This is a genomic window from Vibrio sp. Isolate25 (assembly GCF_022398025.1).
GTDB classification, from domain to species: domain Bacteria; phylum Pseudomonadota; class Gammaproteobacteria; order Enterobacterales; family Vibrionaceae; genus Vibrio; species Vibrio coralliilyticus_A.
The window spans coordinates 15,938-35,584 of record NZ_JAKEUT010000011.1; the positions used below are offsets into that span (position 1 = coordinate 15,938).

Below are 19,647 nucleotides of genomic sequence, written 5' to 3' on the forward strand. Positions count from 1 at the left end.
GGCAGGCAAAAACTAAATTAAGCTGTCATGTTCAGGATTAGATATCCTTGATAAGCGATAAAGCAGCAGAATAATACAGCACCTTCTATTCGGTTGATACTGCGAGATTTACCCAATGCCATCGCCACCAACAGTAATGAGACCCCTAACATTACCCAAAAATCACGCCCCATGGCGTATTCACTAAGGATTGAAGGATTAAGAATACCTGGGATGCCCATTACAGCAAGAATATTGAATACGTTCGAGCCAATGATATTACCGACGGCCATATCGTCTTCACCTTTCATAACACCTGCCAGTGAAGCCGCAAGCTCTGGTAAGCTGGTCCCTACGGCAATAATCGTTAGACCTATGACCAAGTCGCTCATGCCGAAATACTGGGCGATATACACGGCGCTATTAACTAAAGTGTCGGCCGCGATAGGTAAGATTATCAAGCCGACAATGACCCATAACCCTGCTTTAAGATTGCTCACTCCTTCTGGCACTTCGGACTCTTGATCTTCAAGTAGAGGATCGGAACTGCCAGAACTCTTTTCCTTTTTACTGATGCGCAGCATGGTCAGGATAAAGGCAGCGAATAAGACGAATAGAAGTACACCTTCATAGAAGCCTAAGTGACTGTCCCACAGTAAAACACCGGCAAGAACCGTCACACCAATCATTAATGGCAATTCTCGACGAAGTACTGCTGAACTGATTGAAAGAGGTTTGATCATCGCTGTGATACCAAGAATCAGCGCGATGTTAGCGATGTTAGAACCCAAAACGTTGCCCACTGCGGTATCGGTTTTACCGTCTAGCGCAGCTGTTGCAGAGACCATCATCTCAGGCGCAGAAGATCCCATAGCAAGGATGGTCATACCGATCACCAGTGGGGATATTCCGACATTGCGGGCTAGGGCTGCGGCACCAAAAACAAGCTTATCGGCACTCCATACCAGAAAGACTAATCCAACAACGAGAAACGCAATCGCCTCAATCATGATGATCCTTAATTTTGTGTTCAACGGGACAAATTTAACCGTTAATTTTGACGGTTTAGGTACTAAAAGGGAAGCAATTAATTGTTAACCATTTAAATTGAAGGCGTTTATTTATGACTACAATGAAACAGGCATCGATTATAAAAATGTCAATCATAATTAATTGAACAGTGCTTTTAATTTTTACTCAATGTGCTTATGATTGCCCATTCTAAGCGCTAAAGTCAGGGTTCATCATGTCCTCACTCGATCTTGTTACCGTTAAAAATCTGACTTTTTCCCGCGGGAAAAGGAAGATATTTGATGATGTTAGCTTGCATGTCCCTAAAGGGAAGGTTACCGCTATTATGGGACCTTCTGGTATAGGTAAGACGACACTGCTACGCCTCATTGGAGGTCAGCTTTACCCTGAAAAAGGGGAAGTGTGGTTTGATGGTAAGAATATCCCAACTCTCAGCCGAAAAAAATTGTACAAAGAGCGTAAAAAGATGAGCATGTTGTTTCAATCTGGAGCTTTGTTCACCGATCTCAACGTTTTTGACAACATCGCTTTCCCAATACGTGAACATACCGAATTAAGTGAAGAGTTTATTCACACTCTCGTACTGCTGAAATTGGAGGCCGTAGGGTTGCGTGGCGCTGCTCAGCTTATGCCTAGCGAACTGTCGGGTGGTATGGCTCGTCGAGCGGCACTGGCTCGTGCGATTGCTCTCGACCCACAACTCATCATGTATGATGAGCCCTTTGTCGGGCAAGATCCCATCACCATGGGCGTCTTGGTGGAGTTGATACGAAACCTGAACCAGGCGTTAGGCGTGACTTCTGTTGTGGTCTCTCACGATGTTCCAGAGGTCATGAGCATTGCAGATTGGGTCTACATTCTGGCGAATGGCAAAGTTATTGCCAAAGGAACGCCACAAGAATTGCATGATAACCCCGATCCGCAAGTCCAACAGTTTCTGAAAGGGGAGGCGGATGGCCCAGTGCCGTTCCGTTATCCTGCTCAACCTATTGCGAGGGAGCTATTCTGATGTTGTCTGACTTCGCGAATTTTGTCGCATCGACAGGGCGCAGAGCTATGGGTGTCTGCGAGTCTTTTGGTCGTGCCAGTTTAATGCTGTTTGGTGCTTTAGTGTCACGTCCACGCCCAATACAGCATCTGCCGCTGTTAGTGAAGCAACTCTACAGTGTTGGTGTCCAGTCTCTTATTATCATTGTTCTATCGGGCTTATTTATTGGCATGGTATTGAGCCTGCAAGGTTATGTCATTCTTGTCGATTTTGGTGCGGAAGGGGCATTAGGGCAGATGGTCGCTCTATCGCTCTTACGTGAATTAGGCCCTGTAGTGACTGCGCTGCTGTTTGCAGGCCGTGCAGGTTCTGCGTTGACGGCTGAAATTGGCCTAATGAAAGCGACCGAGCAGCTATCTAGCATGGAAATGATGGCTGTCGATCCCCTTAAAAGAGTCATTGCTCCACGCTTCTGGGCTGGGGTGATTTCAATGCCGATGCTAGCAATGATTTTCATGGCGGTTGGCATCTGGGGTGGACAGTTGGTTGGGGTTGATTGGAAAGGGATAGATCATGGTAGCTTCTGGTCGGCTATGCAGGCATCTGTTGAACTAGGACAGGATATTGGTAACAGCATGATTAAAAGCCTAGTGTTTGCTGTAACCGTAACATGGATTGCGCTGTTTAACGGCTACGATGCTATTCCTACTTCGGAAGGCATAAGCCGAGCAACGACACGCACCGTCGTACACTCTTCATTGGCGGTACTTGGCTTAGACTTTGTACTGACTGCATTGATGTTTGGGAACTAAGTATGCAACAAACAAGAAAAACTGAATTATGGGTAGGCAGCTTTGTCCTTGCTGGAATTTGCGCAATTTTGGTGATGATTTTTCAAGTCGCTGACGTAAAGGGGTTAGGCTCAAATGATACTTACTCACTGAAAGCAGAGTTCGATAACATCGGCAGCCTCAAAGTTCGCTCACCGGTTAAGGTCGGTGGTGTTGTGGTTGGACGTGTGACGAATATTGGTTTGAATACTGAAAACTTGCTGCCTGTTGTCACTATGGCCATCAGCAGTCAATATGACCAATTTCCCGAAACCTCCAGCGTTAAGATTCTCACTTCAGGTTTGATTGGTGAGCAATACATTGGTTTGACGCCGGGCTTTGTTTTTGATGACGAGCAAATGTTGGTAGAGGGTGACTATATTGAAGACACCAAATCAGCCTTAGTATTGGAAGATTTAATCGGTCAGGTGCTGTACAGCGTTGGTGGTTCTGATTCGGCTAAGGAAGAGGAATAATTATGTTGAAAAAGTTAGTACTCACTCTGTTGGCGTTTGCTTTGTCGTTTACCGCTTCTGCGGCTCAAATAGATAAAACCCAACCTTACCAGATGATGAAACAGGTCTCTGAGCAGGCCTTTGCGAGATTGAAGGCGGAGCAAGATCAAATCCATCAAAACCCTGATTATCTCAAGGTCATCGTCGAAGAAGAGTTGATGCCATACGTCAATGAAAAGTATGCCGCACTTAAGTTATTAGGCCCTAATCTCAAAGGAGCAAAGCGTGAGGATGTCGGTCAGTTTATCGAGGCATTTCGCGCTTATCTGGTGAGTTCATATGCTCAAGTGTTGACACAATACACTAATCAAGAAATTGAGTTTGGCCCTGAGCCTAACGTTAGCTCTAAGAAAAGTATTATTGGCGTTAAAGTTGACATCATTGACTCACCCCGCCCAAACATCAAGCTTGAGTTCAAACTACGTAAGGACAAAAAGAGTGGTGAATGGAAGGCGTTTGATATGATTGCAGAGGGCATCAGCTTATTATCAAGTAAGCAATCTGAGTGGAGTAGCAAGTTACGTCAGGAGGGCATTCTCGCTGTCGCGAAAGACCTCGAAAACCTTGCTGCACAGCCGATCCGTTTTGAGAGTAAATCACAATGATTCCCTCGCAATGGCTAAGTCTGTCTGATGACCAGTTTCAAATTTCTGGTGTACTGGATAGAGACTCGGTCCCTCTCTTATGGCGCTCTCTGTATAACTGGAAGCCTAATAGCTCTAACGTTGAAGTGAGCTTAGAGAAGGTCGAAAGAGTCGATTCTGCGGGTATGGTGATGCTAATTCATCTATTAGAGCATGCAAAAAAGCAAAACTGTCATATAATGCTCAGCTTCGTGCCGAAACAACTGTTAACTTTATTTCAGTTGAGTAACGTCGAAGAGTTGATCGACGGGCATTTAAAGAATTAAACAGGGGTGAATTGTGGATAGCGCAAAAGTACAACAGATTTTAGAACAAGCACTTAACCTGGAAGAAATACATGTTAAAGGTGAAGGCAGCCATTATGAAGTGGTCGCTGTTGATGCTAGTTTCGAAGGAATGAGCCGCGTTAAGAAGCAACAACTGATTTACGCTCCATTGATGGAATATATCCAAAGAAATGACATTCATGCCGTTTCTATCAAAGCTTACTCACCAGAAGAGTGGGCGCGTGATAAGAAGTTGATGTCACTGTAAGGGTTAATGATGGATAAGTTTCGAGTAAAAGGGTCTAAGCAACCTCTGGTTGGCGAAGTCACGATCTCTGGTGCTAAAAATGCAGCACTGCCTATTCTTTTTGCATCAATCCTCGCGGAAGAGCCCGTCGAAGTGGCGAATGTTCCTCACTTGCGTGACATCGACACCACGATGGAATTATTGAAGCGTTTAGGGGCTAAAGTAGAGCGCAATGGTTCTGTGCATGTCGACCCAAGCAGTATCAATGAATACTGCGCACCATATGATTTGGTGAAAACAATGCGAGCATCTATCTGGGCTCTTGGTCCTCTCGTCGCACGTTTTGGTCAAGGTCAGGTTTCTTTACCTGGTGGTTGTGCGATTGGAGCTCGCCCTGTTGATCTGCACATTCATGGCCTAGAGCAGTTGGGCGCTACGATCACGCTAGAAGACGGTTATGTGAAAGCCAATGTTGATGGTCGCCTAAAAGGTGCGCATATCGTTATGGATAAGGTCAGTGTTGGTGCCACTATTACGATCATGTGTGCGGCTACCTTGGCTGAAGGGACGACGGTGCTCGACAATGCAGCCCGTGAGCCTGAAATTGTCGATACGGCGGAATTCCTGAATAAGCTTGGTGCTAAGATTTCTGGTGCCGGTACCGATACGATTACTATTGAAGGGGTTGAACGCCTTGGTGGTGGTCAACACGCTGTTGTGGCTGATCGCATTGAGACGGGCACTTTCCTTGTCGCCGCTGCGGTATCTGGTGGTAAAGTCGTTTGTCGTAACACTAAAGCCCAACTATTAGAAGCGGTATTGTCCAAGCTTGAAGAGGCTGGGGCGAAAGTCGAAACGGGTGAAGACTGGATTTCCGTTGACATGACAGATCGTGAGCTGAAAGCGGTGACAGTGCGTACGGCGCCACACCCAGGCTTTCCTACGGATATGCAGGCTCAGTTCACTCTGCTTAACTTGATGGCCAAAGGTGGCGGTGTTATTACCGAGACCATTTTTGAAAATCGCTTTATGCATGTACCTGAATTAATGCGTATGGGCGCTAAAGCTGAAATTGAAGGCAACACTGTGATTTGTGGTGATGTCGAAGAACTCAGCGGCGCGCAGGTGATGGCTACTGACTTACGTGCTTCTGCGAGCTTGGTGATCGCAGGCTGTATTGCAAACGGTGAGACGATTGTTGATCGTATTTATCACATCGATCGTGGCTACGATAAAATTGAAGATAAATTGTCGGCTCTTGGGGCCAATATAGAGCGTTTTCGTGACTCTCACTAACCTCAGCTAACATTTGTAAGCCGAAACGAGAGTTTCGGCTTTTTTATGGGCGCTAGATAAGTTAGAGTCATGGGCAAATTTTAATGACTATTTTGTTCTTGGAGAACAACCAATGATTGCACTACTACGTGTATTCGCTGTCGCGATTTTTGCAATTGTGATGTTTGTGTTCGGTTGTGGCTACTGTTTATTGAGCCCACGTAACCCGAAACATGTCTTCACCTTTGGACGCTTGTTCGGCAAGATGTCGCGTGTTTTCGGCATTACACTTGAGTTGCGTTTACCTGAAGACGCATACAAACGCGGACAGCATATTTATATTGCTAACCACCAGAACAATTGGGATTTGTTTACCGTTTCTTCTGCAGTGACGCCAAAAGTCGTCACGGTAGGTAAAAAGAGCTTAGCGTGGATGCCCCTGTTTGGTCAGCTTTACTGGCTGACAGGTAACATTCTGATTGATCGTGCTAACCGCTCTAAAGCGAAAGGGACGATTGATCAAGTTGTGGATAGTATGAATCAAAGTGACGTATCAGTCTGGATGTTTCCTGAAGGAACGCGCTCACGTGGACGTGGTTTACTGCCTTTTAAAACTGGGGCTTTCCATGCTGCGATTGGCGCTAAACTTCCGATTATTCCGATTGTGTGTAGTTCGACGGATGGATTGAAGCTCAATCGTTGGAACAACGGGCATGTCATTGTTGAGATGTTACCGCCAATTAGTACTGAAAGTTATGGAAAAGAAAATATCCGTGAGCTTGCGACGCTGTGCCGAGAGCAGATGAAAGACAAGCTGGAGTCGCTAGATAAGGAAGTTGCCATGCTCAATCAGCAAGCAGGTATCAAAGTCTAACCGAGCTAAAAATTGTTGAAATGGCCTCAGTCAACGTGTCTGAGGCCATTTTTCTTTTACTCTAAGGCTGGTTCTTAAAGTTCTTCGTCGTTAAGCTCTTTCAGCACTTGGAAGATTTCGCGAAATGCTTTAGCAGGTTTACCGGCTTTCCTTTCTTTCGCTGCTTGGCGAGCTAACTGACGTAAACGCTGGCGATCCGCTTGTGGGTATAGCTCCATCACGTCCGCAATCGCCTCATCGCCTTGTTCAACGATTCGGTCACGCAACTGTTCTAGCTTGTGTAGTGCAGCGGTTGCTTGTGAGTGTTTATTACGTACCTTGTCCAGCGCAGCTTGAAGCGGCTCTGGATCTTCGAAGCGCATCAGCTTGCCAATATATTGCAACTGACGACGACGCGCTTCATTTTTAAAGCGTTGTGCGTCTTTAATTGCTTCTGCAAGATCTTCACTTAACGGGAATTTTTCTAACACCGAAGGTTTAAGACTGGCGAGTTCCTCACCCAGTTTTTGTAACTCTTCCATGTCACGTTTCATTTCGGTTTTACTTACCCAAATGATTTCCTCTTCTTCTTCCCATGGCGCTTTTTGATTTTTTCTGGCCATCTTTCTGCCTTAATTTGAACATCTATTTCTCTATTTTAACAAGAATCATGGGGAGAAAGCGAAATTCTTGTTATTCTAGGCATATCAGACCTTAAGCATGAAGAAGATATGGACGTAAGACAGCAAGTCGCTCAGCAACGTGTTGAGCTTGAGGCCGCCGTTGCGAAAGCACTGGAAATGGCCGCGGAAAAATCCGATGGCGCTGAAGTCGCGATCACCAAAACCACTGGCCTGAGTGTATCAACACGCATGTGCGAAGTGGAAAACGTTGAATTTAACAGCGATGGCGCTTTGGGGATTACTGTTTACCGTGGTCAGCGCAAAGGCAGTGCGTCTACCTCCGATCTCAGTGAAAAAGCCATTCAACAGACGGTGATGGCAGCGCTTGATATTGCCAATTACACTTCAGAAGATCCATGCGCTGGCCCAGCTCCTAAAGAGCTGATGGTAAAAGAAATTCCTGATCTTGACTTGTTTCACCCTGACACGCCAGACCCAGATCATGCTGCCGAGATTGCGATTGCTGCTGAGCAACAAGCGTTATCTTTCAGTGACAAAATTAAACAAAGCGATGGTGCGAGTTACGACAGCCACTATGGTTTGAAGGTTTATGGCAACAGCCACGGTTTGCTTGCTAGCTATGCCTCCAGCCGCCACAGCACCAGCTGTTGTGTGATTGGTCAGGGTGAAAGTGGTGTCATGGAGCGAGACTACAGTTATACAGTCGCACGTCATAAAGATGATCTTTGGACACCTGAGTCAGTCGGCTTGAAAGCGGCAGAGAAAACCATCAGTCGCCTTGATGCGCAAAAGCTCAAGACAGGTAAGTACCCTGTAATGTTCGTAGCCGATGTGGCAACGGGTTTACTTGGACACTTGGTGATGGCAATCAGTGGCGGTAACCTGTATCGCAAGTCGTCATTCTTACTTGATCATTTAGGCCAACAGGTACTGCCAGACTGGTTTAATGTTTCTGAAAAACCTCATGTGCTACGCGGTTTAGCGTCGAGCCCATTTGATAGCGAAGGTGTTACAACACAAGACCGTGAAATCATTACCGACGGTGTGCTCGCGACATACCTATTAACCAGCTATGCCGCACGTAAAATGGACATGGCGCCAACGGGTCATGCTGGTGGTATTCATAACTGGTTCGTTCAATCGACGGGGCAAGACTTTGAGCAGATGCTTAAAGAACTGGGAACGGGCTTCCTTGTCACCGAAGTGATGGGGCAGGGCGTGAATATCGTCACTGGTGATTACTCACGAGGAGCGGCAGGCTTCTGGGTAGAGAATGGTCAAATCCAATATCCTGTTTCTGAAGTGACAATCGCCAGCAACCTGAAAGATATGTTTAATCAGATTGTCGCAGTTGGTAATGATGTTGAAACCCGTTCACAAATCCAGACGGGTTCGATTCTGATTGAATCTATGAAAGTGGCGGGTGAGTAACATTCTCGGTTTTACCACTGATACAAATTGAAAGGGTTGGCGTTTTAGCGCCAACCCTTTTTGTTCTCTGCGCTATTACTACTTCTCAAACAATTCAGTGTGCAGCTTCTGAATCGCTAATTTTGCATCGGCTTCATCAACCAAGAAACACAGGTTGTGAGGGCTTGCGCCATAGCAGATCATTCTCAAGTTAAACTCTTCTAATGTTCCAAATACTTGTTTTGCATAACCTTTGCTCTCACTCATATTGTTGCCAATCAGCGCGACCAGACACAGGTTATGTTCTACTTCAACCGTACACAGCTCTTCCAGCTCACGACGTGCAGCTTCAGGTAACTGAGGAGCACCACCAGATGTGTCGGTTTGGTCAAGCGTTAGACTGACACTGATCTCTGAAGTGGTAATCAAATCTACCGAAATCTTGTGCTTCGCCAGAATTTCAAACACCTTGGCCAGAAAGCCGTAAGCATGGAACATCTGCGCGCTGCGCAGCGTCACCATGGTCTGGTTACATCGTAAAGCCAGAGCACGGAAGAGAGGTGAGCTCTCGACTTGATGGCGAATCCAAGTACCACCTTTTTCAGGTTGTTTTGAGGAGCCGACAAAGACCGGAATATCATGGCGGAGAGCAGGGATTAGCGTCGAAGGGTGAAGGATCTTGGCGCCAAAATTAGCCATTTCGGAGGCTTCACTGAAGCTGATCTCTGAGATGGGTGATGCTTTTGGGGCAATACGTGGGTCAGTGGTATAAATGCCCGGCACATCGGTCCAAATCTCAAGTCCTTGCGCTTCAACCGCTTCGGCAATAAGTGCCGCACTGTAATCGCTGCCACCTCGACCGAGTGTCGTGGTATTGCCATCTGCATCGGCACCGATAAAGCCTTGAGTTACCACAACCTGTTGTTGGCATAACGGGATAAGTGAAGCTTGTGCTTGTTGACGAATAGTGGCCAGTTCAGGTTCTGCTTTACCAAAATTATCATCTGTGCGTAGTACGTCACGAATATCAAAGCGTACCGCATTGATACCACGTTCCCTCATTAACTGGGCCAACAGGTGTGTAGACATCAGTTCACCACAGGCGACAAGGTGATCCGTCAGCTTAGTACTTGACTGAATCGAAGCAGCTTCTGCCAAACTTGTGACGGTATCTAGAATAGAGTAGACCTCGCTGGCTGCTTGAGTTGCATCTTCTAGTTGATTGAGTACCGCATCATGAATACTGGCGAGTTTGGTTAGAATCGCACTGCGCTCTGTCTGATCTTGAACTCCATTCGCGAGTTCGACTAATAAGTTTGTCACGCCTGAACAGGCACTGCTGACGACTAACTTTGTGTTTGGGTTTTGCTCAATGATCGCAGCACAGCGACTCATGGCTTCAAAGTTAGCGACACTGGTTCCACCAAATTTAGCAACGTTAAAATTGCCCACGGCATTTCTCCCACAACTTCCTGAAAGTAAATTAGTAATCCTTGCTTGAAGAGAGAATGAGCGTATTGAGAGGTTTTATTGTGTAAGGTTTACCTCAGAAGCTCTTCATCAGACGGAGCTGATGACAGTTGATGGGAGTCAACCCAAGTCAACCGACAGATCAAAACCACAACGTTGATCTACCTCGGCACTACTCCCCCTCAGTGATTTGTATCGGAGTTGTGGCTCCACAAAACACCTACCTGGGTAGTGCTCCTCTTCTGCAAAATGCATGTATATGGCGGCATAAAAATTCACCATATATTCTGCATTGAACGTTTTTATGTGACCTTTGTCAATGGGAAATTGGTTCTTTCTTCCCCTTGTGAATTAACAAACTTGTGACAGTGGTTTGACCTGAGCTCTTATGGTCAATTGCCGCATGTAGTGATTTGTTTTAATGTAAAGACAAATCAATAAAGAGCAGATCAGTTTCAAGGAGCGAACAATGACTATTCAAAGCTTTATCCCCCCTCATCGTATTCTTATGGGCCCAGGCCCTTCGGATATTTCTCCTCAAGTTCTACAGGCTTTGAGTCGTCCAACAGTGGGTCACCTTGACCCGCTATTTATCAAGATGATGGATGAGTTAAAACAGCTACTTAAGTACGCCTTTCAGACTGAAAATGAATTCACTATTGCGGTTTCTGCACCGGGCAGTGCAGGTATGGAAACCTGTTTTGTTAACCTGATTGAACCGGGTGAGAAGGTAATCGTTTGTCGCAATGGCGTATTTGGCGAGCGTATGCGCGAAAATGTAGTTCGAGCGGGCGGTGTTGCTGTGGTGGTTGATGATGAGTGGGGCACTCCTGTCTCGGTCGATAAAGTTAAGCAAGCACTGAAAGAGAATCCAGATGCGAAGATCCTGTCATTCGTTCACGCAGAAACATCGACAGGCGCATGCAGCGATGCTGAAGCACTAGGTAAACTTGCAAAAGCGCACGGTGTGCTAACAATAGTTGATGCCGTGACTTCTTTAGGTGGTGTACCACTGAAAGTTGATGAATGGCAGCTAGATGCGGTGTATTCAGGCAGCCAGAAATGTCTATCTTGTGTCCCTGGCTTATCACCAGTGACCTTTTCTCCTCTTGCCATTGAAAAGATTCAGGCACGTAAAACTCCTGTCCAGAGTTGGTTCTTAGATCAGAGTTTAGTGCTGGGCTATTGGAGTGGGGAAGGCAAGCGTAGTTACCATCATACAGCGCCAGTAAATAGTCTGTATGCGCTGCATGAGTCTCTATTAATCCTTAAGAATGAAGGATTAGAGAATGCTTGGCAGCGTCATAGTGATATGCATGAAAAGCTGAAGTTGGGTCTCGAAAAGTTAGGTTTTGAGTTCGTTGTAGAAGCAGAATCACGTTTGCCTCAGCTCAATGCGGTCTACATTCCTCAAGGCGTTGATGACGCAGGGGTTCGCAACTATTTACTGGAAAACTACAATCTTGAAATCGGTGCAGGTTTGGGGGCATTAGCGGGTAAGGCATGGCGTATCGGTATTATGGGCTACGGTGCCCGAGCTGAAAATGTTGCACTCTGTTTGAGAGCGCTGGAAGAGTCATTAACGCAGTAACTGCTTAAACAATAAAAGGGTTGATGTTTTGACATCAACCCTTTTTAGTTTCTCTCGGCTCTAAATATCGTCACGCTCAATCGGGCAGCTCATACAACGAGCCCCACCGCGACCGCGGCCAAGTTCATTACCCGGAATGGTCAGAACTTCGATACCTGCTTTGTCGTACTTCTCGTTGGTGTAAACGTTACGCTCATAACCGATAACCACGCCAGGCTTAACCGTCAAGACGTTATTCGCATCATTCCACTGCTCTCGCTCAGCTTCGTAGTTGTCACCGCCAGTTGTGATGATCTTTAGGTAATCAACCCCCAGCGCTTCTTCGATAGCATGCGTATAGCTAGGTACCTGCTCTACCTTCATCTCATTGTCACCTTTCGGCGTCAGACGCCAAGTATCCAAATCTTTACGCATGATCTCTGGATAAACCGAGAAAGTGTCCACATCCATGTGCGTCATGACGGTATCTAAGTGCATGCATGAACGGTGCTTGGGCAGGTCAATGGCAATAACTTCTTTCGCCTGACCGTTTTTGAACAGGTTGGCTGCGAGGTTTTCTACACCTTGCGCTGTAGTACGCTCAGACATTCCCACTAGGACTGCACCTTTACCGATCACCAGTACGTCTCCACCTTCGATATTGGCATTGTCATAGTGTAGATCTTCATCACCAAAGTATTTGATGAAGTCTTGCCCTGCAAAGACTGGGTGCCAGCGATAAATAGCACGTAAGTGGTTGGTTTCACGCTGACGAGCGGGTTTCATCATAGGATTGAGTGACACACCGCCGTAGACCCAACATGAAGTGTCTCGGGTGAAAAGATGATTGGGCAGAGGTTCAATCACAAAGTCTAGCGGTCGATGCATTCTTGGTAGCATCGAAGAGGATTGGATTGGTAATTCCGAATATGCTAAACCGCCGAGTAACACAGTTGCTAGGTGCTCATTATCCATATCAGACAGATAATGGCGAAGATCACGAGCGAATGTCGGACCATAACGGAAATCAGAAATTTGCGTATCAAGTAGCCACTCTTTGGCTTCTTTTACAGCCAAAGTTTCGACTAATAGATCGTGAAGAAGCAGAACTTCGACGCCTTGATTTGTCAGTGTTTGTGCAAACTGATCATGTTCTTCACCTGCAGCTTCGACAGCAAGAACATCGTCAAACAGTAGCTCATGGCAGTTTGAAGGGGTAAGGTGGGTTAGTGCTCGTTCTGGTCGAGCTAACAATACACGTCTTAACTGGCCTACTTCTGAGCCTACGTACAACTTACTCATTTTGCATCCTTACAATAATATCCAGTGCGTATTTATGACAAGGTTGTTATCAAGATGCAAGTGATAATGTTGGTTTCAATAACTGCTTTTTATTATTTTTGTGGTTTTTAATTTTATTAACTCGGTTATTTTTGTGGTTTTTATCTGAAGAGGTGGGGTGAATTAGATCGGCGAACCAATGCGTTACTATGCGCCTTATGACATTGGTGAACTTGAGAGAAAAAAACACAATTCAGCATAGCTATTCACAACTACGATATAACTTGGTTTGAAGATATATTTCTATGCAGTTACTGCCATTCTGAAGATATGCAGAGATGAAAAATAAAAACTCAATCTTTCTGGTTGTCGCTAGGCAGTCAGCGCGGCAGATAATTCTGAATCTCTCCGATGATAAAAAAATGTTAACTTTTCCATCTTGTGAACTTGATCATTTGCGATCTTTAATCTGTTTACCACTTAAGGTGAGGATCTTCATGGATTGCGGCTAGTAATTTCACTGGATCCATGCGATATTCCGTTGCGGTAAATTACGATCAATGTTGTCACTATCTGGAGCTGACTTATGTCTCATGAAGACGAATATCTATCTGTTGAAGAATTAATTGAGATTCAAAAGGAAGAGACTCGCGATATCATTCAAGCCTTGCGTGAAGATGGTAGTGATCCAGATGCATTGTATGAAATTGAGCACCACCTGTTTGCTGAAGACTTCGATACACTGGAAAAAGCCGTGGTAGAGGCATTCAAGATGGGCTTTGAAGTATTAGAAGCTGAAGAAACAGAAGATGAAGACGGTAATAAATTGTTGTGCTGTGACGCAACGATGGAATCGGCACTTGATGCTGAGGCGATTGATGCTCAAGTAGAGAAGTTGATTCACCTTGCTGAGAAATACGACATCATCTATGACGGCTGGGGCACTTACTATGAACACCCCTACGATTCTGATGAGTATGAAGACCCAGACGATTTTGATGAAGAGTAAAAGTGAGAATTTATGAGAGCCTTACCACATGGTGAGGCTTTTTTTTAACTCTTTTTTGATTCTTGTTAACCATACACTTTTGATGGTGAAAAGGTGTGATATGGTTGGTGATGACTAGAGAATGAATTGGTGATATTCAAGTGACTGATATTATTTACGACATCAAGACAAAAACAATAAAGCACTTCACTTATCGAAAACCATCAGTGTTCATTGATGAAAATGGTGAGCCTCAATACGAATACTCTCCAAACAAAGGTAATCATACGCACATCAAGAAGATTATCTTCCTGAGTCTAGTTGGTTACGAGAAAGTAAATCTGCTAGATGAGAACGATAAACCAATTAAAGATGAACATGGTAATCCAATTTTCGTTAAAGGAGATTTGGTTTCCTACGAACCAATGAATTACGTAAATGAGTTCATCCTTGCAAAACACGTTGTCGATGACAAAGAAGACGCTCAGCAAGCTTCTAAAGCTCTCGTTCACTTTTTCAGGTTTATATTAGATGCTCAGGCAAAATGGGACGCTAAATATGATAACGAAGATTACGATCCTTTAATCGACCCTCCCCGCCCTGCATGGGATAGTTTTTCTCTTAGAAAAAACCAGCGTGTCACCACTATGTATAGAAATGCTGTCCAAAGGACTACTCTCGATGGCACAGGATTATCTAAAACTACTGCAATGTCATACGTGCGTTCAATGATTGATTTTTACAAGTACCACCTCAGGCAGGGCATGAAATTTAATAACCCACCATTTGAATTTGAGACCTTCCTGATTGATATCGATAACAGCGGCACTAACATGAAGGCTCATAAGCGTAAAGAGGTGCAAACTACCGACCTTCGATTAAGTTTCGCAAAATCTAAGCAAAATGATGGTGGAAGGCTACCTAATGCTCGACGTGAGTTAAAGCCGCTTGCCAATAGTGAATGGAAGGCAATTAAAAACATTCTTGTTCAGACTAAACGAGTGCTCAAGAACGTTAAGGGTGACGAAAAGCTAGTAAGTCTGCCTGAGGAGTATTGTTTGCTGTTTCGCCTTCTTCGTTATACAGGTCTGCGCAAGGAGGAGGGGGCGAGTTTACATCTAGGCCAAATTATTCGTCCTAATGCGGAAGGCGTTATGATGAGGCTTGGTGTTGGTGACCAATATGGCTCTCTGACTAAAGATCCTAGTGGCGGCTATAATAATAAATCTCGCCGTACAATTATCCCTAGCTCATTGATGCTTGAGCTTTACCAATATAGCCATTCTGAAAGATATAAAAATCGTTTTGAGAAATTTAGAGAGAGGTGTTTGGTTGAGAGAGAAGCTGGCAATGATGCGTACTTTGATGGTGTTGATGGTGTTGATGAGGCGAAGAAATATCTTTTTATTAGCAACTCAGGTGTTCCGTTTTTTAAGAAATTGGAAGAAATCAATACTCGATGGAATGAGGTAAGAAAAACCGCAAGGATGAATCTGGTCAATGATATTGATGCAGTAGTTCATAATCTTCGCGCTACTTTTGCTGTTTCTATTTTTCGGACGTTGTTGAAAAAAATGAACGCTGACGATGCGCTAGCACGAGTGTCGGCACTTCTTGGGCATGAAGACCTATCTACCACGTTGCTTTACTTAAAAGTAGCTCAAGAGCAGCCAACAGGTGACGAAATTTGGGAGGATGTACTGGATTATCTCGGTGTGTTCGATGAGGAAGATGAGTTGGATAACCTCCCTGAGGTCGAAAAAACTTATAAAAATGAGGTATCTTAATGAGTCGTAAAACTCGTTCTAAATTCGTTGGACTTGACGATGACTTTTATGGGTCCCCCTCCGCTACGGTTGAGCCGCTCCATTTGTCAGAATTAAAACTGAAGTGTGGTGGGGTTACAGCCTATATAGACCAACTTTTTTATAAAGGTGCACCTAACTACCTCGCAAATGGTCAAAAAAAAAATGGGGTGGACTACATCCCAGTTGCGGGCAGAGAGCAATTTGCTCGGGATATATACCTGTTGTTAAAAACAGATTTCAATCGCACTAAGAAAGGGCATTTTTCCGAACTTAAGCTGTATATTCGATGGATCGATAATACCCAAAAAGAGCCTGTTGATGGTGATTATTTTCATCCCGATCTATACAGCGCTTTCATGGATTACCACCAAGACAAATGTAACCGTGGTGAGCAACAGCCAGCTACCTGGTCAAACGCAAGGAATATGTTGAGCTTTTTTCTGAGAACTCTGAACCGTAGCACTGAAGCAAAGGCGCTAAAGTCAGTGAAAGGGGTGCGTCAAAGTGCTAAATCTCATAAAGGAATTGATGTTGTTGGTGAGTTAAAGCCGTTACTTCGATGCTTTATTGCCGCTTTTGGTCAATTTAGAAGGCACTTTGTAGAGGGGACTAAGCCTGATATTCATCCTTTCTGGGATGAAAAGAAGTTTAACAAGGTAGCTAAAAATCAGGGCTGGAACGTAAGGCAAAAAAGCAGTTATAAGAGAGCTTTTAAGATAGCAGTGGTAACAGAAAATTCGGCACGTAACCATTTTTGTAGATTGGCTGCTATGCTGGCCTACTGTTTTACTGGGCAGAATACTAATCCACTCTTAAACCTGCGTTTTAGCGATGTGAGGTTTACACAAGAGTTCCATGGAAAGGTGTACTTTGATATGACCAAAGCCCGCGCCAAACACCTAGGCTTTGACACCTCAATGGGTTTTCATAAAAAGACTCAAGAGTTCTTTCATCAATGGTTGGAAGTTTCTAAAGCGCTTCAGAAGGAGTTAGGCACTGATTGGGTTTTTCCTTATTTTATGAAGTCAGGTGAAATAAAAGGGTGTGTTGATGCGGGGCAAACCGCGCCTCAAAAAGAGGTTAATTTGCTTACGAAAAAATTAGGGTTTGCCCATATCAATCCGTCGATATTGCGTCAAACCAAGATCGACACGTTAATGAAGGTGACTTCGGATATTTACCTAGTCTCGATGTCGGCGAATAACGATGTTAAAACGATTAAGGCTAGTTATGCTCATGGCAACGAAAGTGACCATAAACGTAATCTTGCTGCGTCAAATGAAGCCCTATATGACGTTGTGAAAAATGGAACGGATCCTCATGAGGCAGCTAGTCAGGCAAAGTACAGCTATGCCGATGTTTTGAGTGATTATGATTATAAGCGGCTACGCAAAGAAGAACGGGAAAATGACGCGCAAACTCCACTTGGTGTTCGCTGTAAAGATGCTACGAAAGGTGCAGCAAATACCGTTAAGAAAAATTTAGAAAAAATGGGTATTAAGCAGCCAGAAGAGAAAAAATGTACTGACTTTCTCGGCTGTTTTGAATGTGAGTTTCATCGATTGGTGTCTGAAGTTGAAGATATTTGGCTGATGATGTCCTTCAATGACACGTTACAGCAAATGAAGGATTATCCAGCAATTAATAGCCTACCAACGGATAAATTTCACAAGTTGTGCAACACCATAGAATCGATTTTAACGCGATTTAAAGCGGTTTCCCCTAATAATTATGCCCAAGCTCAGGAAAAACATAGCGAATCCCCACACCCGCTTTACAGTGATGGATATAGCCTAATGGACTTACTGGAAGCATTTTCATGAATAATCACAAACGCAACACCCACAATAACGTTACTTCACTAACGCCTTTCCAGAAGTCTCCAACGGCTTTCTTAATGGAAGAGTTAGATAAACTCGATACCATGGATAAGCCATACCACGTTGAGGTGTGGGATTTTTCTCCATCGCATACTGTGGGTGTTTCTTATCAATTGATACTGAGGTTTACTGCAACAAAATCAGAGTATGTTGCTGGAATACAGGATGCATTATATAAGTTTTATCACCATTCAAAGAAAAAGAATTTATCGCCATTATCAGTGAATATGATGGACGGAATGAAAACAGCTCTACAGCATATAGCAGACTGTTTGGAGAGCACAAAGTGGCATAACCTAGAAAAAAATCAAGAATGGAAGCAGTTCCTTCGTCAATTAAAACAAAGAAACCTAGGCAAGATCAGCGTTGAAAAGGTTCTCTCTGCATTAAATAAACTGACAGAGTGTAATGAATTAGGTTTGTATGTCGATGCAAAGTCAATTAGGAAATGTGCACGAAGCAATGAATCAAAGCAGCACGTTGCGCTCCCGCATCGCTTGTATCAGCGAATAATAAGTCATGCCCTAGAAACTGTTGAAAAATATCATTCGTATCGTCATGAGATATCAGCTGTCATGGGGGAAGCGTATGAAATTAATACGCGATTAAAATCTGGGAAAAAATTTTTTACGAAAGGTCGTGGCTCTGGTCGTGAATTATCAATGACACCTATAGCTATTTCTCAAAGAATCATTAGCGCTATGAGGGGTATTGTACATGATATACCTGACTTCAAAGTTGATTTAACGGGAGCAGCTTTGTCAGATATATTGGTTAGTTGTTTGATAGTTGTACAAGGGTTCTCAGGTGTTCGAATTGGTGAGGCAGTTTCCTTCAATAAGAATAGTGTTGGTGACGTAAAAGTTAACGGTAAAAAGGTAACTGTTCTTACAGGAGAAACAACCAAGGGGCGTAACGCAAAACCCACATTAGTTACATGGCAATCGCATCCCGTAGCTGAGGTCGCCCTAGAGCTAGCCTATGACATGATGGAGTCTACTCGTTTGCTTTATCAACAAAAAGTTGATGAAAAAGAACGGCAAGGACTAACTGGAGGTTATACTCCCGAAAAAGTTAAACACTTGAGAAAACAACTTGAGTCATCATTTTTAGTGGCGAAAGCAATAGTTCAGAGCAGCGATGTTTATATATTCGACCCTGCGAATGCATTGAGAAAATTTATCAAAAATTTAGATTACAAAGCAACGATTGAGGATGTTGAAGAATTTAATATGCTCAATCCATCGAGAGAGGGAGATCTAAAAGTTGGCGGCACATACTCAGGCTTGTCTTCTCACGACTTTAGACGATCTTTTGCTGTATTTTTTGTTCGGTACGGGTTTGGTACGGCCTCTGGAATTAAATTTCAGTTTAAGCACGAAAATATTAATATGTCAGGCTACTATGCCAACAACGCTGAACTTGCGCAGATGAATGATCTGCTGATGGATGAAGACATCCTTGAAGAGCTAAAGGAGGCAGGTATTGACTTAGGTGTTGATATTTTTGATGAAATCTTTAACCAAAGTGAACACTTGAGTGGCGCGAAAGGTGAAGAAATCATGCAAGAACGAATGATGAAGTTAGAGGCTGGAGAAAGTATCTTCATGACTCGTGAGGAAATTGAGGAAAACGTTCGTCGCGGCAACTTCCATATTATGCAACTCCCTAGTGGTGCCTATTGTACTAATGGTTCTTGTGACCGAGTGTGTGGAACTTTGGCATTTCGTGCAGAAGTCAAAGAGTGTGCTCACAAGGTGGTTTCGGATAAAGGGGCTAAAGTGATTGCTAAACAACGAGATCGACTGATTGCTAAGTTTACGAACCTGAACACTGGCGATCCACTGAAAAGCTCAATTCTAACTGGTTTAAAACAGAAAATTCAAGTGGAAGAACTGACGCTTAAGGCGCACGAAATCCCTTACACGCCATTTAACGATGAAATCATCTTTAATAGCGCTAGTTAA

18 protein-coding genes and 1 riboswitch are annotated in these 19,647 nt (G+C 44.2%); of the genes, 14 read left to right on the forward strand and 4 right to left on the reverse strand.

Annotation, left to right across the window (positions count from 1 at the left end):
- Window positions 1–17: 17 nt before the first annotated feature.
- A complete protein-coding gene (locus L1D15_RS17015) occupies window positions 18–989 on the reverse strand; it encodes a calcium/sodium antiporter (RefSeq protein ID WP_239876507.1) in 972 nt (323 codons plus the stop codon).
- 236 nt (window positions 990–1,225) lie between these two features.
- Here L1D15_RS17015 and mlaF point away from each other — a divergent pair, with 236 nt between their 5' ends.
- From mlaF to L1D15_RS17055, 8 genes are all read left to right on the forward strand, one after another.
- Window positions 1,226–2,020 carry a phospholipid ABC transporter ATP-binding protein MlaF gene (gene mlaF / locus L1D15_RS17020; RefSeq protein ID WP_239876508.1) on the forward strand — a complete coding sequence of 265 codons (795 nt, stop codon included), beginning with the start codon at window positions 1,226–1,228 and terminating at the stop codon, window positions 2,018–2,020.
- Window positions 2,020–2,811, forward strand: coding sequence for a lipid asymmetry maintenance ABC transporter permease subunit MlaE (gene mlaE, locus L1D15_RS17025; RefSeq protein ID WP_239838863.1), 792 nt, complete (start codon window positions 2,020–2,022; stop codon window positions 2,809–2,811). The genes mlaF and mlaE overlap by 1 nt, the downstream gene beginning before the upstream one ends.
- 2 nt (window positions 2,812–2,813) lie before the next feature.
- A complete protein-coding gene (gene mlaD / locus L1D15_RS17030) occupies window positions 2,814–3,305 on the forward strand; it encodes an outer membrane lipid asymmetry maintenance protein MlaD (RefSeq protein ID WP_239838864.1) in 492 nt (163 codons plus the stop codon).
- Between the two features lie 2 nt (window positions 3,306–3,307).
- Complete coding sequence (mlaC, locus tag L1D15_RS17035; RefSeq protein ID WP_239876509.1) at window positions 3,308–3,949, forward strand: phospholipid-binding protein MlaC; 642 nt, start codon at window positions 3,308–3,310, stop codon at window positions 3,947–3,949.
- On the forward strand, window positions 3,946–4,254 hold the full coding sequence (locus L1D15_RS17040; RefSeq protein ID WP_239871061.1) for a lipid asymmetry maintenance protein MlaB: 309 nt from the start codon (window positions 3,946–3,948) through the stop codon (window positions 4,252–4,254). The genes mlaC and L1D15_RS17040 overlap by 4 nt, the downstream gene beginning before the upstream one ends.
- 13 nt (window positions 4,255–4,267) lie before the next feature.
- Window positions 4,268–4,522, forward strand: coding sequence for a BolA family iron metabolism protein IbaG (gene ibaG / locus L1D15_RS17045; RefSeq protein WP_239838867.1), 255 nt, complete (start codon window positions 4,268–4,270; stop codon window positions 4,520–4,522).
- Window positions 4,523–4,531: 9 nt separating this feature from the next.
- Window positions 4,532–5,797: a UDP-N-acetylglucosamine 1-carboxyvinyltransferase gene (murA, locus tag L1D15_RS17050; protein ID WP_239838914.1), complete on the forward strand. Its 1,266-nt coding sequence runs from the start codon at window positions 4,532–4,534 to the stop codon at window positions 5,795–5,797.
- Window positions 5,798–5,909: 112 nt separating this feature from the next.
- Window positions 5,910–6,650: a 1-acylglycerol-3-phosphate O-acyltransferase gene (locus L1D15_RS17055; RefSeq protein WP_239871057.1), complete on the forward strand. Its 741-nt coding sequence runs from the start codon at window positions 5,910–5,912 to the stop codon at window positions 6,648–6,650.
- A 74-nt stretch (window positions 6,651–6,724) separates the two neighbouring features.
- Here the strand turns inward: L1D15_RS17055 and yjgA are convergent, their stop codons facing one another.
- Window positions 6,725–7,252 (reverse strand): ribosome biogenesis factor YjgA, encoded by a 528-nt coding sequence (yjgA, locus tag L1D15_RS17060; RefSeq protein ID WP_239876510.1) that lies wholly within the window; start codon window positions 7,250–7,252, stop codon window positions 6,725–6,727.
- Window positions 7,253–7,360: 108 nt separating this feature from the next.
- Here yjgA and pmbA point away from each other — a divergent pair, with 108 nt between their 5' ends.
- Window positions 7,361–8,704: a metalloprotease PmbA gene (gene pmbA, locus L1D15_RS17065; RefSeq protein WP_239876511.1), complete on the forward strand. Its 1,344-nt coding sequence runs from the start codon at window positions 7,361–7,363 to the stop codon at window positions 8,702–8,704.
- A gap of 78 nt (window positions 8,705–8,782) precedes the next feature.
- On the opposite strand, the gene lysC is transcribed toward pmbA, so the two are convergent.
- The gene (lysC, locus tag L1D15_RS17070; protein ID WP_239876512.1) at window positions 8,783–10,135 is read right to left on the reverse strand and encodes a lysine-sensitive aspartokinase 3; all 1,353 of its coding nucleotides are present in this window, start codon (window positions 10,133–10,135) and stop codon (window positions 8,783–8,785) included.
- A gap of 90 nt (window positions 10,136–10,225) precedes the next feature.
- Window positions 10,226–10,403: riboswitch (Lysine riboswitch) on the reverse strand.
- Between the two features lie 219 nt (window positions 10,404–10,622).
- Here lysC and L1D15_RS17075 point away from each other — a divergent pair.
- Complete coding sequence (locus L1D15_RS17075; protein WP_239876513.1) at window positions 10,623–11,744, forward strand: alanine--glyoxylate aminotransferase family protein; 1,122 nt, start codon at window positions 10,623–10,625, stop codon at window positions 11,742–11,744.
- A gap of 60 nt (window positions 11,745–11,804) precedes the next feature.
- Here L1D15_RS17075 and arcA read toward each other — a convergent pair whose 3' ends face one another.
- Window positions 11,805–13,025, reverse strand: coding sequence for an arginine deiminase (gene arcA / locus L1D15_RS17080; RefSeq protein WP_239838873.1), 1,221 nt, complete (start codon window positions 13,023–13,025; stop codon window positions 11,805–11,807).
- Window positions 13,026–13,590: 565 nt separating this feature from the next.
- Here arcA and rraB point away from each other — a divergent pair.
- The 4 genes from rraB to L1D15_RS17100 all read left to right on the forward strand — a co-directional run bounded on the left by rraB (window position 13,591) and on the right by L1D15_RS17100 (window position 19,647).
- The gene (gene rraB / locus L1D15_RS17085) at window positions 13,591–14,013 is read left to right on the forward strand and encodes a ribonuclease E inhibitor RraB (RefSeq protein ID WP_239876514.1); all 423 of its coding nucleotides are present in this window, start codon (window positions 13,591–13,593) and stop codon (window positions 14,011–14,013) included.
- Between the two features lie 140 nt (window positions 14,014–14,153).
- Entirely contained in the window at window positions 14,154–15,779 is a 1,626-nt protein-coding gene (locus tag L1D15_RS17090; protein WP_239876515.1) for a site-specific integrase, read from the forward strand.
- A complete protein-coding gene (locus L1D15_RS17095) occupies window positions 15,779–17,623 on the forward strand; it encodes a hypothetical protein (protein WP_239876516.1) in 1,845 nt (614 codons plus the stop codon). Before L1D15_RS17090 ends, L1D15_RS17095 begins: the two co-directional genes overlap by 1 nt.
- Window positions 17,620–19,647, forward strand: coding sequence for a hypothetical protein (locus L1D15_RS17100; protein ID WP_239876517.1), 2,028 nt, complete (start codon window positions 17,620–17,622; stop codon window positions 19,645–19,647). The genes L1D15_RS17095 and L1D15_RS17100 overlap by 4 nt, the downstream gene beginning before the upstream one ends.